Annotated in this window: 15 protein-coding genes; 10 read left to right on the forward strand and 5 right to left on the reverse strand. The window is 74.1% G+C overall.

The annotated features are described in order from the left end of the window. Nucleotides 1–40 precede the first annotated feature (40 nt). From O7598_RS12320 to O7598_RS12360, 9 genes are all read left to right on the forward strand, one after another. Nucleotides 41–529 carry a beta-ketoacyl synthase chain length factor gene (locus O7598_RS12320; RefSeq protein WP_269691463.1) on the forward strand — a complete coding sequence of 163 codons (489 nt, stop codon included), beginning with the start codon at nucleotides 41–43 and terminating at the stop codon, nucleotides 527–529. Continuing rightward, on the forward strand, nucleotides 526–2,145 hold the full coding sequence (locus O7598_RS12325; RefSeq protein ID WP_269691464.1) for a class I adenylate-forming enzyme family protein: 1,620 nt from the start codon (nucleotides 526–528) through the stop codon (nucleotides 2,143–2,145). The genes O7598_RS12320 and O7598_RS12325 overlap by 4 nt, the downstream gene beginning before the upstream one ends. Next, a complete protein-coding gene (locus O7598_RS12330; RefSeq protein WP_269691465.1) occupies nucleotides 2,142–3,383 on the forward strand; it encodes a beta-ketoacyl-[acyl-carrier-protein] synthase family protein in 1,242 nt (413 codons plus the stop codon). The genes O7598_RS12325 and O7598_RS12330 overlap by 4 nt, the downstream gene beginning before the upstream one ends. Before the next feature lie 59 nt (nucleotides 3,384–3,442). Then, nucleotides 3,443–4,540 carry a 4-hydroxyphenylpyruvate dioxygenase gene (gene hppD, locus O7598_RS12335; RefSeq protein ID WP_269691466.1) on the forward strand — a complete coding sequence of 366 codons (1,098 nt, stop codon included), beginning with the start codon at nucleotides 3,443–3,445 and terminating at the stop codon, nucleotides 4,538–4,540. 110 nt (nucleotides 4,541–4,650) lie between these two features. Further along, the gene (locus O7598_RS12340) at nucleotides 4,651–5,574 is read left to right on the forward strand and encodes a phytanoyl-CoA dioxygenase family protein (protein ID WP_269694852.1); all 924 of its coding nucleotides are present in this window, start codon (nucleotides 4,651–4,653) and stop codon (nucleotides 5,572–5,574) included. 2 nt (nucleotides 5,575–5,576) lie between these two features. Beyond that, complete coding sequence (locus O7598_RS12345) at nucleotides 5,577–6,374, forward strand: DUF3050 domain-containing protein (RefSeq protein WP_269691467.1); 798 nt, start codon at nucleotides 5,577–5,579, stop codon at nucleotides 6,372–6,374. Continuing rightward, entirely contained in the window at nucleotides 6,371–7,342 is a 972-nt protein-coding gene (locus O7598_RS12350; protein WP_269691468.1) for a thiamine pyrophosphate-dependent dehydrogenase E1 component subunit alpha, read from the forward strand. The genes O7598_RS12345 and O7598_RS12350 overlap by 4 nt, the downstream gene beginning before the upstream one ends. After that, nucleotides 7,342–8,307 carry an alpha-ketoacid dehydrogenase subunit beta gene (locus tag O7598_RS12355; protein ID WP_269691469.1) on the forward strand — a complete coding sequence of 322 codons (966 nt, stop codon included), beginning with the start codon at nucleotides 7,342–7,344 and terminating at the stop codon, nucleotides 8,305–8,307. Before O7598_RS12350 ends, O7598_RS12355 begins: the two co-directional genes overlap by 1 nt. A 3-nt stretch (nucleotides 8,308–8,310) precedes the next feature. Then, nucleotides 8,311–9,660: a hypothetical protein gene (locus O7598_RS12360; RefSeq protein WP_269691470.1), complete on the forward strand. Its 1,350-nt coding sequence runs from the start codon at nucleotides 8,311–8,313 to the stop codon at nucleotides 9,658–9,660. 49 nt (nucleotides 9,661–9,709) lie between these two features. On the opposite strand, the gene O7598_RS12365 is transcribed toward O7598_RS12360, so the two are convergent. After that, complete coding sequence (locus tag O7598_RS12365) at nucleotides 9,710–10,567, reverse strand: alpha/beta fold hydrolase (protein ID WP_269691471.1); 858 nt, start codon at nucleotides 10,565–10,567, stop codon at nucleotides 9,710–9,712. Nucleotides 10,568–10,624: 57 nt separating this feature from the next. On the opposite strand from O7598_RS12365, the gene O7598_RS12370 reads away from it, so the two are divergent. Beyond that, nucleotides 10,625–11,290 carry a TetR/AcrR family transcriptional regulator gene (locus O7598_RS12370; RefSeq protein WP_269691472.1) on the forward strand — a complete coding sequence of 222 codons (666 nt, stop codon included), beginning with the start codon at nucleotides 10,625–10,627 and terminating at the stop codon, nucleotides 11,288–11,290. 582 nt (nucleotides 11,291–11,872) lie between these two features. On the opposite strand, the gene O7598_RS12375 is transcribed toward O7598_RS12370, so the two are convergent. From O7598_RS12375 to O7598_RS12390, 4 genes are read right to left on the reverse strand one after another with little or no spacing between them, the layout of a single operon-like run. After that, nucleotides 11,873–12,571, reverse strand: coding sequence for an SGNH/GDSL hydrolase family protein (locus O7598_RS12375; protein WP_269691473.1), 699 nt, complete (start codon nucleotides 12,569–12,571; stop codon nucleotides 11,873–11,875). Between the two features lie 40 nt (nucleotides 12,572–12,611). Beyond that, nucleotides 12,612–13,001: an MmcQ/YjbR family DNA-binding protein gene (locus O7598_RS12380; protein ID WP_269691474.1), complete on the reverse strand. Its 390-nt coding sequence runs from the start codon at nucleotides 12,999–13,001 to the stop codon at nucleotides 12,612–12,614. Nucleotides 13,002–13,036: 35 nt separating this feature from the next. After that, nucleotides 13,037–14,260 carry an MFS transporter gene (locus O7598_RS12385; protein ID WP_269691475.1) on the reverse strand — a complete coding sequence of 408 codons (1,224 nt, stop codon included), beginning with the start codon at nucleotides 14,258–14,260 and terminating at the stop codon, nucleotides 13,037–13,039. Continuing rightward, on the reverse strand, nucleotides 14,257–15,801 hold the full coding sequence (locus tag O7598_RS12390) for an AMP-binding protein (RefSeq protein WP_269691476.1): 1,545 nt from the start codon (nucleotides 15,799–15,801) through the stop codon (nucleotides 14,257–14,259). The genes O7598_RS12385 and O7598_RS12390 overlap by 4 nt, the downstream gene beginning before the upstream one ends. Nucleotides 15,802–15,857 lie beyond the last annotated feature (56 nt).

The following is a 15,857-nucleotide window of genomic DNA, read 5'->3' on the forward strand; positions in this document are numbered from 1 at the left end:
CGACGTGGGGGCACCAACTGCAAGATCGACGGCCTGGGGGGTGCTCGCCGAGGCGCGGTGGCCCGAGGACGGGGACGGGGCTCCGCCGGGGGTGCCGGGGTTCGTGCACTCGGAGTTCGCGCCGCTGGTGGTGGCGGTCGCCGAGCGGTGCCTCTCGCGGTACGCCTCCGGGGCGCTGCCGGGTGGGAACCGGACGGCGGTGGTGCTGGTCAGCGCGAGTGGGGACACCGCTGCCGCGGCGCACGTGCGGGCGACGGTGGCCGCCGGCGGGCGGGTCGGGCCGCTGTTCTTCTTCCAGTCGGTGCCGAACAGCGTGGCCGGGCACGTCGCGGCGCGCTGGGGACTGGACGGGCCGGTGGTGTGCCTGAGCCCCACCGGCGACCCGCGGGCCGAGGGCGAGACCGAGGCCGAGCTGTTACGCCACGACGGCGACGCCGCGCAGGCGCTGCTGATCCTGATCGAACTGGCACCGGACGGTACGCCGGGCGAGGCGACCGCGGTGCTGCTGGGGGAGGGAACACGTCAATGAGGACGAAGGGACTGCGCGGCGCGTTGGCCGCCGACACCGAACTGGGCGCGGGCAACGTGCTCGCCCGGGTGCTGGCCCACGGCGCCGACCCGGACGGCCCGGGGCTCACGTTCGACACCGCTGTCGACGGGCGGCCGGCGGAGACCCCGCTGACGCTCGGCGAACTCGACCGGCTGGTCGCCGCCCGGGCGGCCTGGCTGCACGAACGCGGGGTGCGCCGGCGTGACCCGGTCGCGGTCTGGGCCACGGCGGCGGCCGACATGGTGCTGTCGTTCCTGGCGCTCACCCGCCTGGGCGCGATCCCGGCGCTGATGAACGGCAAGCTGCGCCCGGAGATCGCCGCCGAGTACATCCGCCGGCTGCGCGCCGCCGGGGTGCTCGCCGACGCGGCGCACGCCGCCGCGCTGGCCGGGCACGACCTGGGCGCTCCGCTGCTCGGCGAGCCGGCGACGGCCGGCGGCGGAGACCCGGCCGGCGCGCCCGCCCACTACCGGCACCACCCGGACGACCCGATCGTGATCACCCACACCTCCGGCACCACAGGCGTGCCGAAGGCCGTGCTGCACTCGCACGCCAGCCTCTTCGCCGCCACCCGGCACCTGCTGTCCATGCCGCAGGCCCAGGGCACCCGCCGGATCCTCAACGCGCTGCCCGCCCCGCACACCGCCACCGTGCTGATGGTCAACCAGGCGCTGGGTAACCGGGCCGAGATGTTCCTCCTGTCCGAGCAGGGCGGCGAACGGGTCCTCGACGCGATCCAGCGCTGGCGCCCGGACGGCGTGTTCGGCTTCTCGGTGACCTGGGCCGAGCTGGCCCGCTTCGACCTGTCCGGCTACGACCTCGAATCGGTGCGGCTGTGGTTCAACACCGGTGACTGCTCGCACGAGCCGCACGTGCGCAAGCTGGTCGCGGTCGGCTCGCGGGACGTGGTGACCCGCGCCGGGGTGACCCGGGTGCCCGGCTCGGTCTTCATCGACGGGCTCGGCTCCAGCGAGATGGGGCACTCGATGTTCCACGTCACGCACACCGTGGACACCAACCACTACGGCCGCTGCGTCGGCCGCCCCTACCGGTTCGCCGGCGTGGCGGTGCTCGACGCCGACGGCAACGAGCTGCCCGCCGGGCAGGTCGGCTGGCTGGGCATCGACTCGCCGTCACTGTTCCGCGGCTACTGGAACGACTCGGTCACCACCTACCGCTACCGACTGCGCGGCTGGTACCTCACCGGTGACCTGGTGTACGCCGACGACGACGGCCGCTACTACCACCTGGACCGGGCGGTCGACTCGGTCGAGACGGCCGACGGGACGCGCTTCTTCACCGCGCTGTCCGAGGAACGGATCCTCGCCGCCTGCGCCGACGTCACCGACTGCACGGTGGTGATCGTCAAGGCTGACGACGGCAGCGTCACCACGGACGTGCTGCTGGAACTGGCCGCCGGCGCCGACCCGGCGCAGGACCGCACCGCCCGCATCCGCGCCGCGCTCGGCCCGGACGTCGCGGCCACGCTGCACCGGGTGGTGCCGGTGAGCGCCGACGACATCCCGGTCACGGTGACCGGCAAGGTACGCAAGGTGGCGCTGCGCGAGCGCTACCTGACCGAGGTGCCGTCATGACCGCCCTGATCACCGGCATGGGGCTGTTCACCCCGGCCGGTCGGGGGGCGGCGGAGACGTTCGACGCGCTGCTCACCGGCCGCTCCGGGTTGTCCCGCCCCCCGGAGGGACACCCGGCGCGCGACAGCCTGGAGGTGGCCGGGGTGCTGCCGCCGATCGACCCGCGCAGCGTCGCCAGCGGACCGGAGACGAAGGTGCTCGACCGGGTCGTGCTGCTCGCCCTGATCACCGCCGCCGAGGCGCTCGCCGACGCCGGCATCGCTGTCGGGCGCGACGTCGACCCGGAGCGGATCGCGGTGATCGTCGGCGGGGTCGGCGGGATGTCCACCCTGGAGAGCCAGGTCCTGGCCCGCGCCGACCGGGGCCGGGCCGCGGTCAGCCCGTACCTGCTCACCGGCATCCTGCCGAACATGCCCTCGGCGCGCATCGCCATCGCGCACGGCATCCGCGGCTACAGCTCAGCGGTCGGCACGGCCTGCGCCTCCGGCGCCCAGGCCGTCGCCGACGGGGTACGCCTCATCCGCGCCGACGAAGCCGACGTGGTGGTGTGCGGGGCGAGCGAGGCGCCGCTGTTCGGCACGTTCGCCGACACGTTCGGCAACGCCCGGGCGCTGGCCCGCGGCTGGGACGAGCCCACCGAGGCGAGCCGGCCGTTCGACAAGCGGCGTAACGGGTTCGTGCTCGCCGAGGGCGCGGCCCTGCTGGTGCTGGAGCGGGCCGGGCACGCCGCGGCGCGGGGCGTGACCGGCTACGCCGAGGTCGCCGGCTACGGGACGAACACCGACGCGTACCACCCGACCGCGCCGCGCCCGGACGGCGCCGGCGCCGCCGCGTGCATGCGCAAGGCCCTCGCCGCCGGCGGGATCACGCCGGCCGACGTCGGCTACGTCAACGCGCACGGCACCGGCACCAAGCTCGGCGACGTCGCCGAGACCACCGCGCTGGCCGGGGTGTTCGGCGTCGGCGGGGTGCCGGTCAGTTCCACCAAGGCGCTCACCGGGCACCTGCTCGGCGCGTCCGGGGTGCTGGAGGCGGCGGCCACCGCGCTGGCGCTCCGGCGCGGCCTGCTCCCACCCACGTACCACCTGGACGACCCGGACCCGGAGTGCGAGGCGGACCACGTCCGCGCCGTGCCCCGGCCCACCCGCACCGACCATGCGCTGACGAACTCGTTCGGGTTCGGCGGCCAGAACGTCAGCCTGCTGCTGCGCCGGGTCGCCACCCCGGCGAAGGGCTGACCGGACTCCACCCCGGGCGAGGTGCCCGGGTCTCGACCACGGGGGAAGAGGGGGAAGCCATGCACGTCAACGGCATAGACCATCTGGAGCTGTACGTGGGGGACGCCCGGCAGGCGGCCTTCTACTTCGACAACGCGGTCGGGTTCCGGCTGCACGGCCAGGGCGGCCCGGAGACCGGGCTGGCCGGGCAGCGGTCGCTGCTGCTGGCCCAGGCCGGCATCCGGCTGCTGCTCACCACCGGCCTGTCCGCCGAGCACCCGGCCGCCACCTACGTGCACCGGCACGGCGACGGCATCGCCGTGGTGGCCCTCGCGGTCGACGACGCCGCCGGGGCGTACGCGGAGCTGGTGGCCCGGGGCGCGACACCGGTGACGCCGCCGCGCACCTACACCGGCGCGGACGCCGAGGTGGTCCTCGCCGAGGTCGGCGGCTTCGGCGACGTGCTGCACCGCCTGGTGGAGCGGCGCGGCGACCGGAGCGTGTTCCTGCCCGGCGCGATCGAGCCGGTGCCGGTCGCGGACGGCGACGCGCTGCTCGCCGAGGTGGACCACCTGGCGGTCTGCGTGCCGCCCGGGCAGCTCGACGAGACGGTCGCGCACTACGAGAAGGTGTTCGGCTTCGCCGAGATCTTCGACGAGCACATCGAGGTCGCCGGCCAGGCGATGAACTCCAAGGTGGTGCAGAGCCCGTCCGGGCAGGTGACCCTGGTGCTGCTGGAGCCGGACACCGGCGCCCGGCCCGGGCAGATCGAGGACTTCCTGCGCTGGCACGCCGGCGCCGGGGTGCAGCACCTGGGGCTGCGCACCGACGACATCGTCGCCACCGTCGGCGCGCTCGCCGGCCGGGGGGTGCGCTTCGCCCGCACGCCCGGCGCCTACTACGACGACCTGGAACAGCGGGTCGGGCGGCTCGACGCGCCCGTCGACCGGCTGCGCGAGCTGAGCATCCTGGTCGACTCCGACCACGACGGGCAGCTCCTGCAGATCTTCACCGAGTCGATGCACGTGCGCCGCACGCTCTTCCTCGAGGTGATCGAGCGGCGCGGGGCACGCACCTTCGGCAGCGGCAACATCAAGGCGCTCTACGAGGCGAAGGAACGCGAGCTGGCCGCGGCGGGGGCGACCCCCGCCGTCGCGGCCGGAGGGGTTACGGCATGAGTGAACGCACCGAGCGAAGCGAGGGCCGTGAGGCCATGCCCGGCCGGCTCGGCATGAGTGAACGCACCGAGCGAAGCGAGGGCCGTGAGGCCATGCCCGGCCGGCTCGGCATGACCACCATCGATCCCGGGCTGACCGTCGAGGAGGAGGCGCTGCTGCCCTCCGACGACGACGTCCGGCACTACGCCGAGCACGGCTGGTACCTGTCGAAGAAGCTGTTCACCGACGACGAGGTGGACGCCCTCGTCGCGGCGACGGACCGCTACTACGCGGGGGAGCGCGACCGGCGGCTGCCGGTGCGCCCGCCGAAGCTCGCCTACTGGGAGCCGTCGCGCGGCGACGTGCAGCGGCACAACGACTACGTCCACCACGAGCACGACGGCATCGCCCGGATCCTGCGCAAGCCGCTGATCGGTGCGGTAGCGGCCCGGCTGGCCCGGGCCACCGAGATCCGGATCTTCCAGTCCACGCTGATCTGGAAGCCGCCGATCGCCGGTGAACCGTCGAACATCGTGCCCTGGCACTTCGACAAGCACTACTGGGCCTCGTCGTCGTCGGAGGACATGCTCACCGCGTTCATCCCGTTCCACGACTGCGGCGAGGAGATGGGCACCATCACCATGGTCGACGGCTCGCACCGCTGGCGGGAGATCGGCGCCGACGACACCGTGGTCCGGCACTTCGCCGACCGGGACCGCGGCCAGCTCGAGGCGATGCTGGCCGAGAACGCGGCGTACAACCACGCCGAGATCCGCAAGATCCCGATGGTGATCCCCAAGGGGCACATGAGCTTCCACCACTGCCGCACCTATCACGGCAGCGGCGCGAACGTCAGCGGCCGCCCCCGGCGGGCGATCTCGCTGCACCTGCAGGACGGCGCGAACGCCTGGCGGGAGTATCCGCTCTCCGACGGCACGCTCGCCGCGTACAACCACGACGTGCTGGTCCGCCGCACCCACGAGGGCCGGCCGGACTACGCGGACCCCGATTACTGCCCGGTCATCTGGCGCGACCGCGCCCAGCAGGGAGGCTGACAATGTCACGGTACGACTGGGGGAAGACGCACCCGGGCATCGAGCGGCTGGAGCGGGCGGTGACCGAGCGCCGCGACGTGGTGGTCAAGCACCCGCTCTACGCCAACCTGGACACCCACGAGGCGCTCGTCACGTTCATGGAGCACCACGTCTTCGCGGTCTGGGACTTCATGTCCCTGCTGAAGTCGCTGCAACGCCAGCTCACCTGCGTGACGGTGCCGTGGATCCCCACCGGCCCGACCGGCAGCCGTCGCCTCATCAACGACATCGTGATGGTGGAGGAGAGCGACGAGCTGGGCGAGGGCTACATCAGCCACTTCGAGCTGTACGTCAACGGCATGACCGAGGCCGGTGCCGACACCACCGCCGTGAACAGCCTGGTCGACCTGCTGCGCGCCGGCCGCCCGGTCACCGAGGCGCTCGGCGAGGCGGGGGTGCCGGCGGCCTCGGCCGCGTTCGCCGGCACCACCTGGCGCATCATCGAGACCACCCCGGTGCACTGCCAGGCGGCGGCGTTCGCGTTCGGCCGGGAGGATCTCATCCCGGAGATGTTCACCCAGGTCGTCGCCGTCAACGAACGCAGCAACCGGCTGAACACGTTCGTCGACTACCTGGAGCGGCACATCGAGGTCGACGGCGAGCAGCACACCCCGATGGCCATGCAGATGCTCGCCGACCTGTGCGGCGACGACGACACCAAGTGGCAGGAGTGCGCGGACACGGTCAACAGCGCGCTGGCCGCCCGCGCCCGCCTCTGGGACGACATCCTCGCCGCGATCAAGGAGGGCCGTCCGGCGTGACCGGACCCGACCCGGTCTGGCTCTACCGGACGGTCCGGCTGATCCGCCGTTTCGAGGAGCGGGCGATCGAGCTGGTCGACGCCGGGGAGATCGTCGGCGGCATCCACCCCTACCTGGGCCAGGAGGGGATCGCCGCCGGGGTGTGCGCGGCGCTGGCCGCCGACGACCTGGTCACCGGCACCCACCGCGGGCACGGGCACGTGCTGGCCAAGGGCGCCGACCCGGCCCGGATGCTCGCCGAGCTGTGCGGCCGGGTCACCGGGCTGAACCGGGGCCGGGGCGGGTCGATGCACGCCGCCGACTTCGGCGTCGGCGTGCTCGGCGCCAACGCCATCGTCGGCGCCGCCGGCGCGATCCTCACCGGCGCGGTGTGGGAGCGCCGGCGGCGCGGCGCCGACGTCGTCGGCGCGACGTTCTTCGGCGACGGCGCGGTCAACGAGGGGATGCTGCTGGAGGCGTTCAACCTGGCCGCGCTCTGGCAGGTGCCGGTGCTGTTCGTCTGCGAGAACAACGGCTACGCCACCACCATGCCGGTCGCCGGCGCGGTCGCCGGCACGATCGCCGGGCGGGCCGCCGCGTTCGGCATGCCGTCGACCGCCGTCGACGGCCAGGACCCGGAGACGGTACGCGGGGCGAGCGCCGCCGCCGTCGCGCGGATGCGCGCCGGCGGCGGTCCCGAGCTGATCGAGGCGCACACCTACCGGTTCGACGCCCACCACACCTTCGAACATCGGGTACGCCTCGACTACCGGCCGCCGGAGGAGGTGGCCGAGGGCCGGTCCCGCGACCCGGTCGACATCCAGGGCGCCCGCCTCGACGCGGCGGTGCGGGCCGAGGTCGACGCGTCCGTCGAGGCGGTCCTCGACGCCGCCGTCGACTTCGCGCTGGCCGGCCCGCACCCCGACCCGGCGACCGCCATGGACCACCTGTACGCCAGCGGGCTGACCGCCCGGACCGGAGGTGGCTGATGCCCCGGCTCTCCTACCGCAGGGCGCTCACCCGGGCGCTCGCCGACGAGATGACCCGCGACGAGTCGGTGGTCGTGCTCGGCGAGGACATCCGGGTGGCCGCCGCGAACGTCACCACCGGCCTGCTGAAGAAGTTCGGCCCGGAGCGGGTCCGGGACACCCCGCTGTCCGAGCAGGCGTTCACCAGCTTCGCCACCGGGGCGGCGCTGGCCGGGGCCCGCCCGGTGGTGGAGTTCCAGATCCCGTCGCTGCTGTTCCTGGTCTTCGAACAGATCGTCAACCACGCGCACAAGTTCCCGCTGATGACCGGCGGTCAGTGCGCGGTGCCGGTCACCTACCTGGTGCCCGGTTCCGGCTCCCGCACCGGCTGGGCCGGGCAGCACTCCGACCACCCGTACGCGCTCTTCGCCCACGTCGGGGTGACCACAGTGGTGCCGGCCACCCCGGCCGACGCGTACGGGCTGCTGGTCTCCGCGATCCGCTGCGACGACCCGGTGGTGGTCTTCGCCCCCGCCGGGGCGCTCGACCTGCGCGAGGACGTGGCCGAACCGGCGCCGGTGCCGCTGGGCCGGGGCGTGGTCCGTCGGGCGGGCGACGACGTCACGGTGGTCGCGGTCGGGCACCTGGTGCACGACGCGCTCGCGGTCGCCGACGAACTGGCCGGCCAGGCGTCGGTGGAGGTGTTCGACCCCCGCACGCTCTACCCGTTCGACTGGGACGGGCTGGTCGACTCGGTGCGCCGCACCGGGCGGCTGGTCGTGGTCGACGACGGCAACCGTTCCTGCGGCATCGCCGGCGAGATCATCGCGACGGTGGTGGAGCGGGTCCGGCTGGCCGCCCCGCCCCGGCGCGTCACCCGGCCCGACGGCGCCGTGCTGCCCTTCGCGCCGGCCCTGGACCGGGCCGTGCAGCCCGGCCGCGACCAGCTCACCGCCGCCATCCAACTGACCCTCAAGGACGGATGAACGATGGACCCGAACTACCCGTGGCCGCCGCTCGGGCAGGCATGGACCGACCTGCCCGAGCCCACCCGCGCGGCGATGGTGACGGCCGGCGCCGGCGCCTGGGAGAAGATCTTCCACGGCCGGGCCACCTACAACAAGCAGTGGCGGCTGGCCCGCCCGCCGGTGCTCACCGCCGACGCGTTCCGCGAGCTGAACGAGGTCTGCGACCGCATCGTCCAGCTCATCCTGGAGGCCTGCCGGCGGCGCGCCCGCACCGCCGGGGAGCTGCGCCGGCTGCTCGACGTGCCGGAGGGGGAGACCCGGCTGCTCGACCCGGACGAGGTGCTGCACGAGGGGCTACTTGCCGCGTACCGGCCGGACGTGCTGTTCTCCGGCGGCGTGCCGTGCATCGTGGAGTACAACATCGACAGCAGCCTCGGCGGCGGCTTCGACGCCGACACCGTCATCCAGCGCTACGCGGAGCTGTACCAGGCGCACGGCCTGCTCGACGGCGTCCGGCCCGCGCCGTCCCTGCTGGACCAGCGGTTCGTCGCCATCCGGGACAGCCTCGGCCTGCCCGACGGCGCCCGGGTGGCGCTGCTGATGGACTTCGAGGCGGAATATCCGGGGCTGGACGACCCGGAGACGTTCATCCGGATCCTGTCCCCGCTGGCCGATCAGGCCCGGCGGTTCGGCATCGACCTGGTCATCGCCCCGGTCGCCACCGCCACGCTGGACGACGAGAGCCGGTTGGTCGTCGGCGGCGCCCCGGTGGACGCGCTGTTCCGGCTCTTCGTGCCGAACCGGGTCACCCCCAGCACCGGCCTGGACGCGGTGGCCGGCGCGCTGGCGGCCGGGACGCTGCCGATGTTCGTCAGCAGCGCGGCCTGGCTGCTCAGCAACAAGCTGAACTACGCCTGGCTCTGGGCGGACCTGGACCTGCTGCCCGAGCCGGACCGGGCGCTGATCCGCCGGTACGTGCCGCACACCGTCGCGCTCACCGCCGACCAGATGGACCGGGCGCTCGCCGAGCAGGCCGACCTGGTGGCGAAGCCGGCCGGCGGCTCGGCCGGGCACGGGGTGCTGATCGGGCCGGAGTGCAGCGCGGTGGCCTGGGAGGACGGGGTCCGCGCCGCGATCGACGCGGGCGGCCACATCCTGCAGCGCTATCACGAGGCGGACCGGGTGGCGATGGACTTCGTGCAGATCGAGACCGGGGAGACGGTGACCGCCGACGTCCCGTACAGCCTCGCCCCGTACCTGTTCGGCCGCGCCGGTTCCGGCGCGCTGGCGCGCGTCGGCTACCCCGGTTGCGAGGGGGTGCTCAACCTGGCCCGGGGCGTCCTCATGACCGGCGTCCTGCTCACCGACTGACCGGCCGCCTCGGCCCGGCTCGGCTCGGCTCGGCTCGGTGATCATGAAGTTAGCGGTGCTCGGCGTCTGATTTGTCGCCGTCAACTTCATGATCGCCGGGGGTGGTGAAGAAGGCGGCGAGGGGCGTGGTCAGCGTGGGGGGTGCGACGGCGATGCCGTTGTGCGGGCTGCCGGGGACGCGCAGGGTGTGGGCGTGGGGGAGCACGGCGGCCAGCATGTCGTTGATCTCGGTGAAGAACGGGGCGGCCTTGGCGCCGCTGATCAGCAGCGTCTCGGCGGTTATCCCGGCGTACTGCTCGGCCGGCCCCTCGTGCGCCACGATCTGCCGCGACTCGGCGAGCGTCATGCCCACCAGCTCACCCATCGTCCGCCCGACCTCGGTGCGCAGGAAGAGCCGCGTGATCGCCGTGCGCACCGCCAGCGGCAGCCGCGACGCGGGGTTCTGCGGGTCGACGGCGGCGGCCACGATCGCCAGGGCCCGCGCGGGGTCGCCGGCCCGCACCGCCGCCTCGGCCGGGTCGAGGAACGCCATCGACATGCCGTGCCCGGCCAGCCGGAGCGGGGCGTCGTAGACCGCGATCCGCTCCAGCGGCAGTCGCAGCGCGGCGCGCAGCACCACGAACGCGCCGTAGCTGTGCCCGACCGCCCAGCGTGTGCCGGTGTGCGCGAGCACCGCGCCGAGGTCGTCGATCTCCTGCTCCACCGTGTACGGCTCGCGCCGCGGCGGCGCGTCCGCACGGCCCCGCCGGTTGTAGAGGTGCACCGTGAACCGGTCGGCGAGCCGTGCGGCCAGCCGTCGGTATTCCCGGATCGTCACCCCGCCGCCGTGCACCACCACCAGTCCCGGTCCGGTGCCCGTGGAATGCAGGACGATGTGCGCGCCGTCCGGCGCCGTGATCCGCTGCATGACTGTCCCCTCCGACCCTCAAAACTGCGAACGCCGTTTGCAGTTTACAGTGGGAGGGTGAGCGGCGCACCCACCAATTCGATCTGGAACCGGCCGGTACGCGGCACCCGCGGCCCGACTCCGACGCACGGCCGGGACGAGATCGCCGCGGCCGCGGTCGAACTGGCCGATGCCGGCGGCCTGGACGCGGTCTCCATGCGCGCGGTGGCCGGCGCGCTCGGCATGGCGGCCGGCTCGCTCTACCGGCACCTGTCGTCCCGGGACGACCTGCTGGACCTGATGGTCGACAGGTGCGTGGGCGAGCTGCGCCCCTACCCGGCCGACGACGGGAGCTGGGTGGACCAGTTCCTCCTGCTGGCCCGCCGCCAGCTCGCGCTGCACGGGCGGCACCCGTGGCTGGCCGACGCGCTCACCCGACGCACCGCGCCCGGGCCGAACACGCTCGCCCACTTCGACGCCTGCCTGCGCATCCTGAGCCCGGTTCCGGCCGGCACCGCCGCGAAGTTCGAGGCGATCGCCATGGTCACCGGCGTGGTCACGCTCTTCGCCCGCACCGCGACGGCCACCGGCACGGTGACGTTCGACCACGTCGACCTGGCCGCCTACCCGCACCTGGCGGCCGCGTTCGCCGCCCCGGGATCCACCCCGCCGCCCGCGGAGGACCTGTTCGACCGCACCCTGCGCGCCCTGCTCACCGGCCTCCTGACCGCCGACCGGCCGTAACTCCTTGGCCGGCCCCGGCCCTGGTTCTGGCCCTCGAGCGGGTCTTCGATCGACGGTGGCCCTCCACCGGCAGTGGCCCTCGGCGCTGGGCCTCGACCGGCGCTGGGGATCGGCCGGTAGTTGCGGGCGGTGCTGTCGGGACCGCGGGCAGCCCTTCCGGCAGTCGGCCGCTGTTCTCGAAGCGCCCCTGCACCGAGAACAATGGCACTCGCCCTCGACAGGGTCGGCCCGGAGCGACCGATCCGGTGACGGACCGGCCCCCGGCCACCCCTCGGTCGCTCCCGTCCCGGCGAGCACGCCGGCGGCGACCACTGTCCGTGGCCCGCTCCCGGGGCAGATGCCTTTAGCTCGCTATACCTCAGAGGCATAATTATGCCTCTGAGGTATAGCCCGTCTGAGCGAATGTTTCCTCGGCGACCGGCACGGCCAGGCCGGAAAGTCAACCCCGGGCCCGGCCGGACCGAGCCGGACCCAGCCGGGTCGGCCTCATCCCAACGGCGCGATCGATCCGGGCTGCGCGATCACTCCGAGCGACGCGATCCGTCCGGGAGGCGGCGCGGACGACGGTCGGGCGGGACGCGGTTACCGGCTGCCGTCGCGCTGGGCAGCGCGGACGCGGGTGGCGAGGACCCGCAGGGTCTCGGCGGCGGCGACCGCGTCGCTGCGGGCGCTGCCGTGGCGGCCGTCGCCGCTGTAGAGCGACGGGTCGGCGACCAGCGGATGCTCGGTCAGGTGCACGTGCAGCGTGCCGAGCCGCTCGGCCAGCGCACGGGTGTGTCGGGAGAGCCGGCGCATCCGCTCGCCCAGGCCGGCCCGCAACGTGTCCGGCACCGCCGGGCTGTGCGACACGTCGAACATGCCCACCGTGATCACGTCCGCCCCGGCGTCGCGTAGCGCGGTGACCATCGCGGTCAGCTCGGCGTCGACCGCGTCCGGGTCGAAGCCGGGGCGGAACGCGTCGTTGCCGCCGCACACCACCAGCGCCAGGTCCGGCGCGAAGGCCAGCGCGTCGTCCAGTTGGGTGGCCCGGACCTCGTGCGCGCGCAGCCCGCGCCGGCCCAGGTTCAGGTAGGCCAGCTCGGGTCGCACCGCCCGCAGCTCGGCCGCGATCCGGTCGGCCCACTGGACGTCGGGATAGCCGTCCGTCGGCTCGCACAGCCCTTCGGCGACGCTGTCGCCCAGCACCACGAACCGGTGCCACGGATGCCCGCGCAGCAGCTCGGCGGCCTCACCGGGCCGCAGGCACCACGGGTCGGTCGCCTCGGTCAACGTCGATGGCATGCCCGGCACGCTAGCCGACGCGCCGCCGTGGAGGAAGGCGTCAGGCGTCGGCCCGGTGGGCGGCGGCGAGTCGCTTCGGGGCACGCGCGAACCACGCCTCGGTGATCAGCTCGGTCAGCTCGGCCACCTCGATCCGGTCGAGCCGGACCAGCACCACCGACGAGCCGTCCAGGTGCGGCACGGTGAAGTGGACCGCCGGGTCGTCGGCCAGCACCGCCTCCTTGGCGCCCAGGTCGGGCATCCGGACGCCGAGGATCGGGCCGTCGGGCGCGGCGTCACCGAGCGCGTCGAGGTCGGCGCGGCGCAGCGGCCGCTCCCAGACGAACATCTTGTCGCGCACCCGCCAGGCCGGCAGGTCGTCGTAGGACCCGCGCTCGGTGGTCTCCGGCAGGGCGAGCGCGATGCGCCGGACGTCGTCCCAGGTGGCCATGCCGCGACGGTACGCCCACCCACCGACACGTCCGGTCAGGCCGGCGTCGGGGTGACCGGTTCCGGCGCCGGACGGTCGGCGGCGGTGCGGAACAACAGCAGCGGAGCCACGGTGAGCACCAGGCAGGCCACCGACATCACCAGCAGCGCCGGGGTCAGGCCGAGCAGCGCCACCGACCAGCCGCCGAGCAGCGCCCCCACCGGCAGGCCGAGGAACGCCACCGAGCCGGAGATGCCCAGCACCCGGGTCTGCAACGACTCCGGCACCCGCTGGTAGAGCGCGGCGCCGAGCAGCGGGTTCACCGCCGCGATGCCGATGCCGGACAGGAACGTCACCACCAGCACCACCACCAGGTCGTCGCTGAGCGCCAGCGCCAGCAGCCGGGGCGCGCCGCTGAGCGCCAGCCCGAGGGCGAACGTCGCCCGGCCGGGCAGGCGCGTGCCGACCAGCGTGAACAGCAGGTTGCCCAGCAGCGCGCCGGCCGAGAACACGCCCAGCAGCAGCCCGAATCCGGCCGGGTCGCCGAGCACCTCCTTCACCCAGAGCGGGATCCAGACCGCGACGCTGGCGTTGGCGAACATGTTGGACGCGGACACCACCACCAGCATGACCAGCAACGTCCGGTCGGTACGCAGGTAGGCGAAGCCGCCGCGCAGCGCCCGCAGGTAGCGCTCCCGGGGCGCCGGCTGCGCGAGCGCGGGCGGGTGGACCAGCACCCCGATCAGCAGCGCGCACACCGCGAACGTGGCCGCGTCGATCCAGATCGCCCGGGTCAACCCGACCCAGTCGATGAGCAGCCCGCCCAGCACCGCGCCGAACAGCGTCATGCCCCGGGCCAGCCCGTCGTAGGCGGAGGTGAGCCGGATCAGCGGCACCCCGGCCCGCTCGGCGGCCGGCTTGAACAGCACGTGCTTGACGCGGTCACCGATGCCCCGCAGCCCGCCGGCGATCGCCACCAGCACCAGCAGCGTGCCGAACCCGAGCCAGGGCGCGAGCGCCACCACCGCCATCGCGGCGGCGCTCGCCGCGTCCACGAAGACCGACGTCCGGCGTACGCCGAACCGGTCCGCCCACGGCGTGGCGAGCGCGCTGGAGAGCATGTACGGCAGCGTCTCCGCGGCCGCGACCAGGCCCATCCGGGTCGGGCTGCCGGTGGTCTCCAGCACCAGCCAGGGGATGGCGACCACCGAGATCCGGGTGCCGAGGTTGGACAGCAGGTCGGCGCCGACCAGGGTGTACAACTCCCGGCGCGGGTTCACGCCGGGCTGCCGATCGGGTGCGCGGCGGCGTACCGGGCCCGCAGCGCCCGTTTGTCGACCTTGGCGGACCGGTTCAGCGGCAGCGCGTCGACGAACTCGACCGCGCCCGGCGCCCAGGTCTCGCTCAGTTCCCGGGTCACCAGCGCGATCAGCTCGTCGCCGGTGACCGACGCGCCCGGCGCCGCCACCACGTACGCGTGCGGCAGTTCCCCGGCCACCGGGTCCGGCACCCCGATCACCGCGGCGGCGCGGACCTCGGGGTGCCCGGCGAGCACGTCCTCGATCGGCCGGGAGTAGATCGGCCAGCTGCGCTGGCGGGTGAGGATCCGGTCCTGCATCCGGTCCACCAGGTAGAGGAAGCCGTCGTCGTCGAGGTGGCCGATGTCGCGAGTGCGTACCCAGCCGTCGACGAGCGTTTCGGCGGTCAGCTCCGGCTGGCCGTGGTAGCCGACGAAGCTCAGCTTGGTACGGGCCCACACCTCGCCGTCGACGCCGGCCGGCAGCACCCGGCCGTCGGCGTCGCGGATCTCCACCGCGACGTCGCCGTACGGGCGGCCGCAGGAGCGCAGCCGCTCCGGGTGCTCCGGGTCCTCGGTGAGGCCGGGCTGCGCGCAGATGACGACCGCCTCGCTGAGCCCGTAGACGATGCGCAGGCACGGGCCGAACCGGTCGATCGCCTGGCGCAGTCGGGCCGGGGCGGCCGGCCCGGCGCCCACGTTGAACATGAACATCGCGGAGAAGTCGGCCCCCGGCAGGTCGGGGTGGTCGAGCACCTCGTAGAGCATCGGCGGGGTGACGAACGTGGAGGTGAGCCGCTCGGCGTCGACGGTGGCGACGAACGCGGCCGGGTCCCACCGCTCGCGCAGGAACAGCACGCCGCCGGTGAACAGGTTGAACAGCGTGGTGACCTGGCCGCTGGCCAGCCACATCGGCGAGTGCGACAGGTGCCGCAGCAGCGGGAAACCGGCGGCCCGGAAGTCGGCCGCGAGCGCGAGCACCTGCCGGTAGAAGCTCTCCCGGTGGTGCACCAGCTTCGGCGTGCCGGTGGTGCCGCTGGTCTGCAGGAACGACTCCGGCGCGGGCACCTCGGCCGGCAGGTCCACGTCGGTCGCGTCGGTCGCGGTGAGGTCCGGGCCGGTGCCGCCGGGACCGAGGCAGAGCACGGGTACGCCGGCCAGCCCGGCCGCGAGCTGCCCGCCCAACGGGTCGCGCGGGTCGTGCACGAAGACCTCCGGCGCGGCGAGCGCGACGAACTCGTCGATCTCCCGCCGCGAGGTGACCGGGGCGATCCACATGCTGCGGCAGCCGAGCAGGTGCAGCGCCAGCTGCAGCAGCGGACCCTCGACCGTGTTGCCGAGCATCACCAGCACCGCCGCGCCGGGGCGTACGCCGTTGCGGCGCACCGCGGCGGCCAGGGCGCGCACCTCGGCGGCCACCTGGGGGTAGGTCAGCCGGCGTCCACCGCCGACCAGCGCCTCCCGGTCGCCGAACCCGGCGAACAGCTCCAGCGCCTCGTGCACGTAGTTCGGCCGGTCGGTCATCGGGCAGCCCCCATCGTGGTCCGCGAGCGGCGTCCGGCCAGGTCGGGGCCGGGACG

Origin of the sequence: Micromonospora sp. WMMC241, assembly GCF_027460165.1 — a bacterium.
In the GTDB taxonomy this organism is placed as follows: Bacteria; Actinomycetota; Actinomycetes; order Mycobacteriales; family Micromonosporaceae; genus Micromonospora; species Micromonospora humi.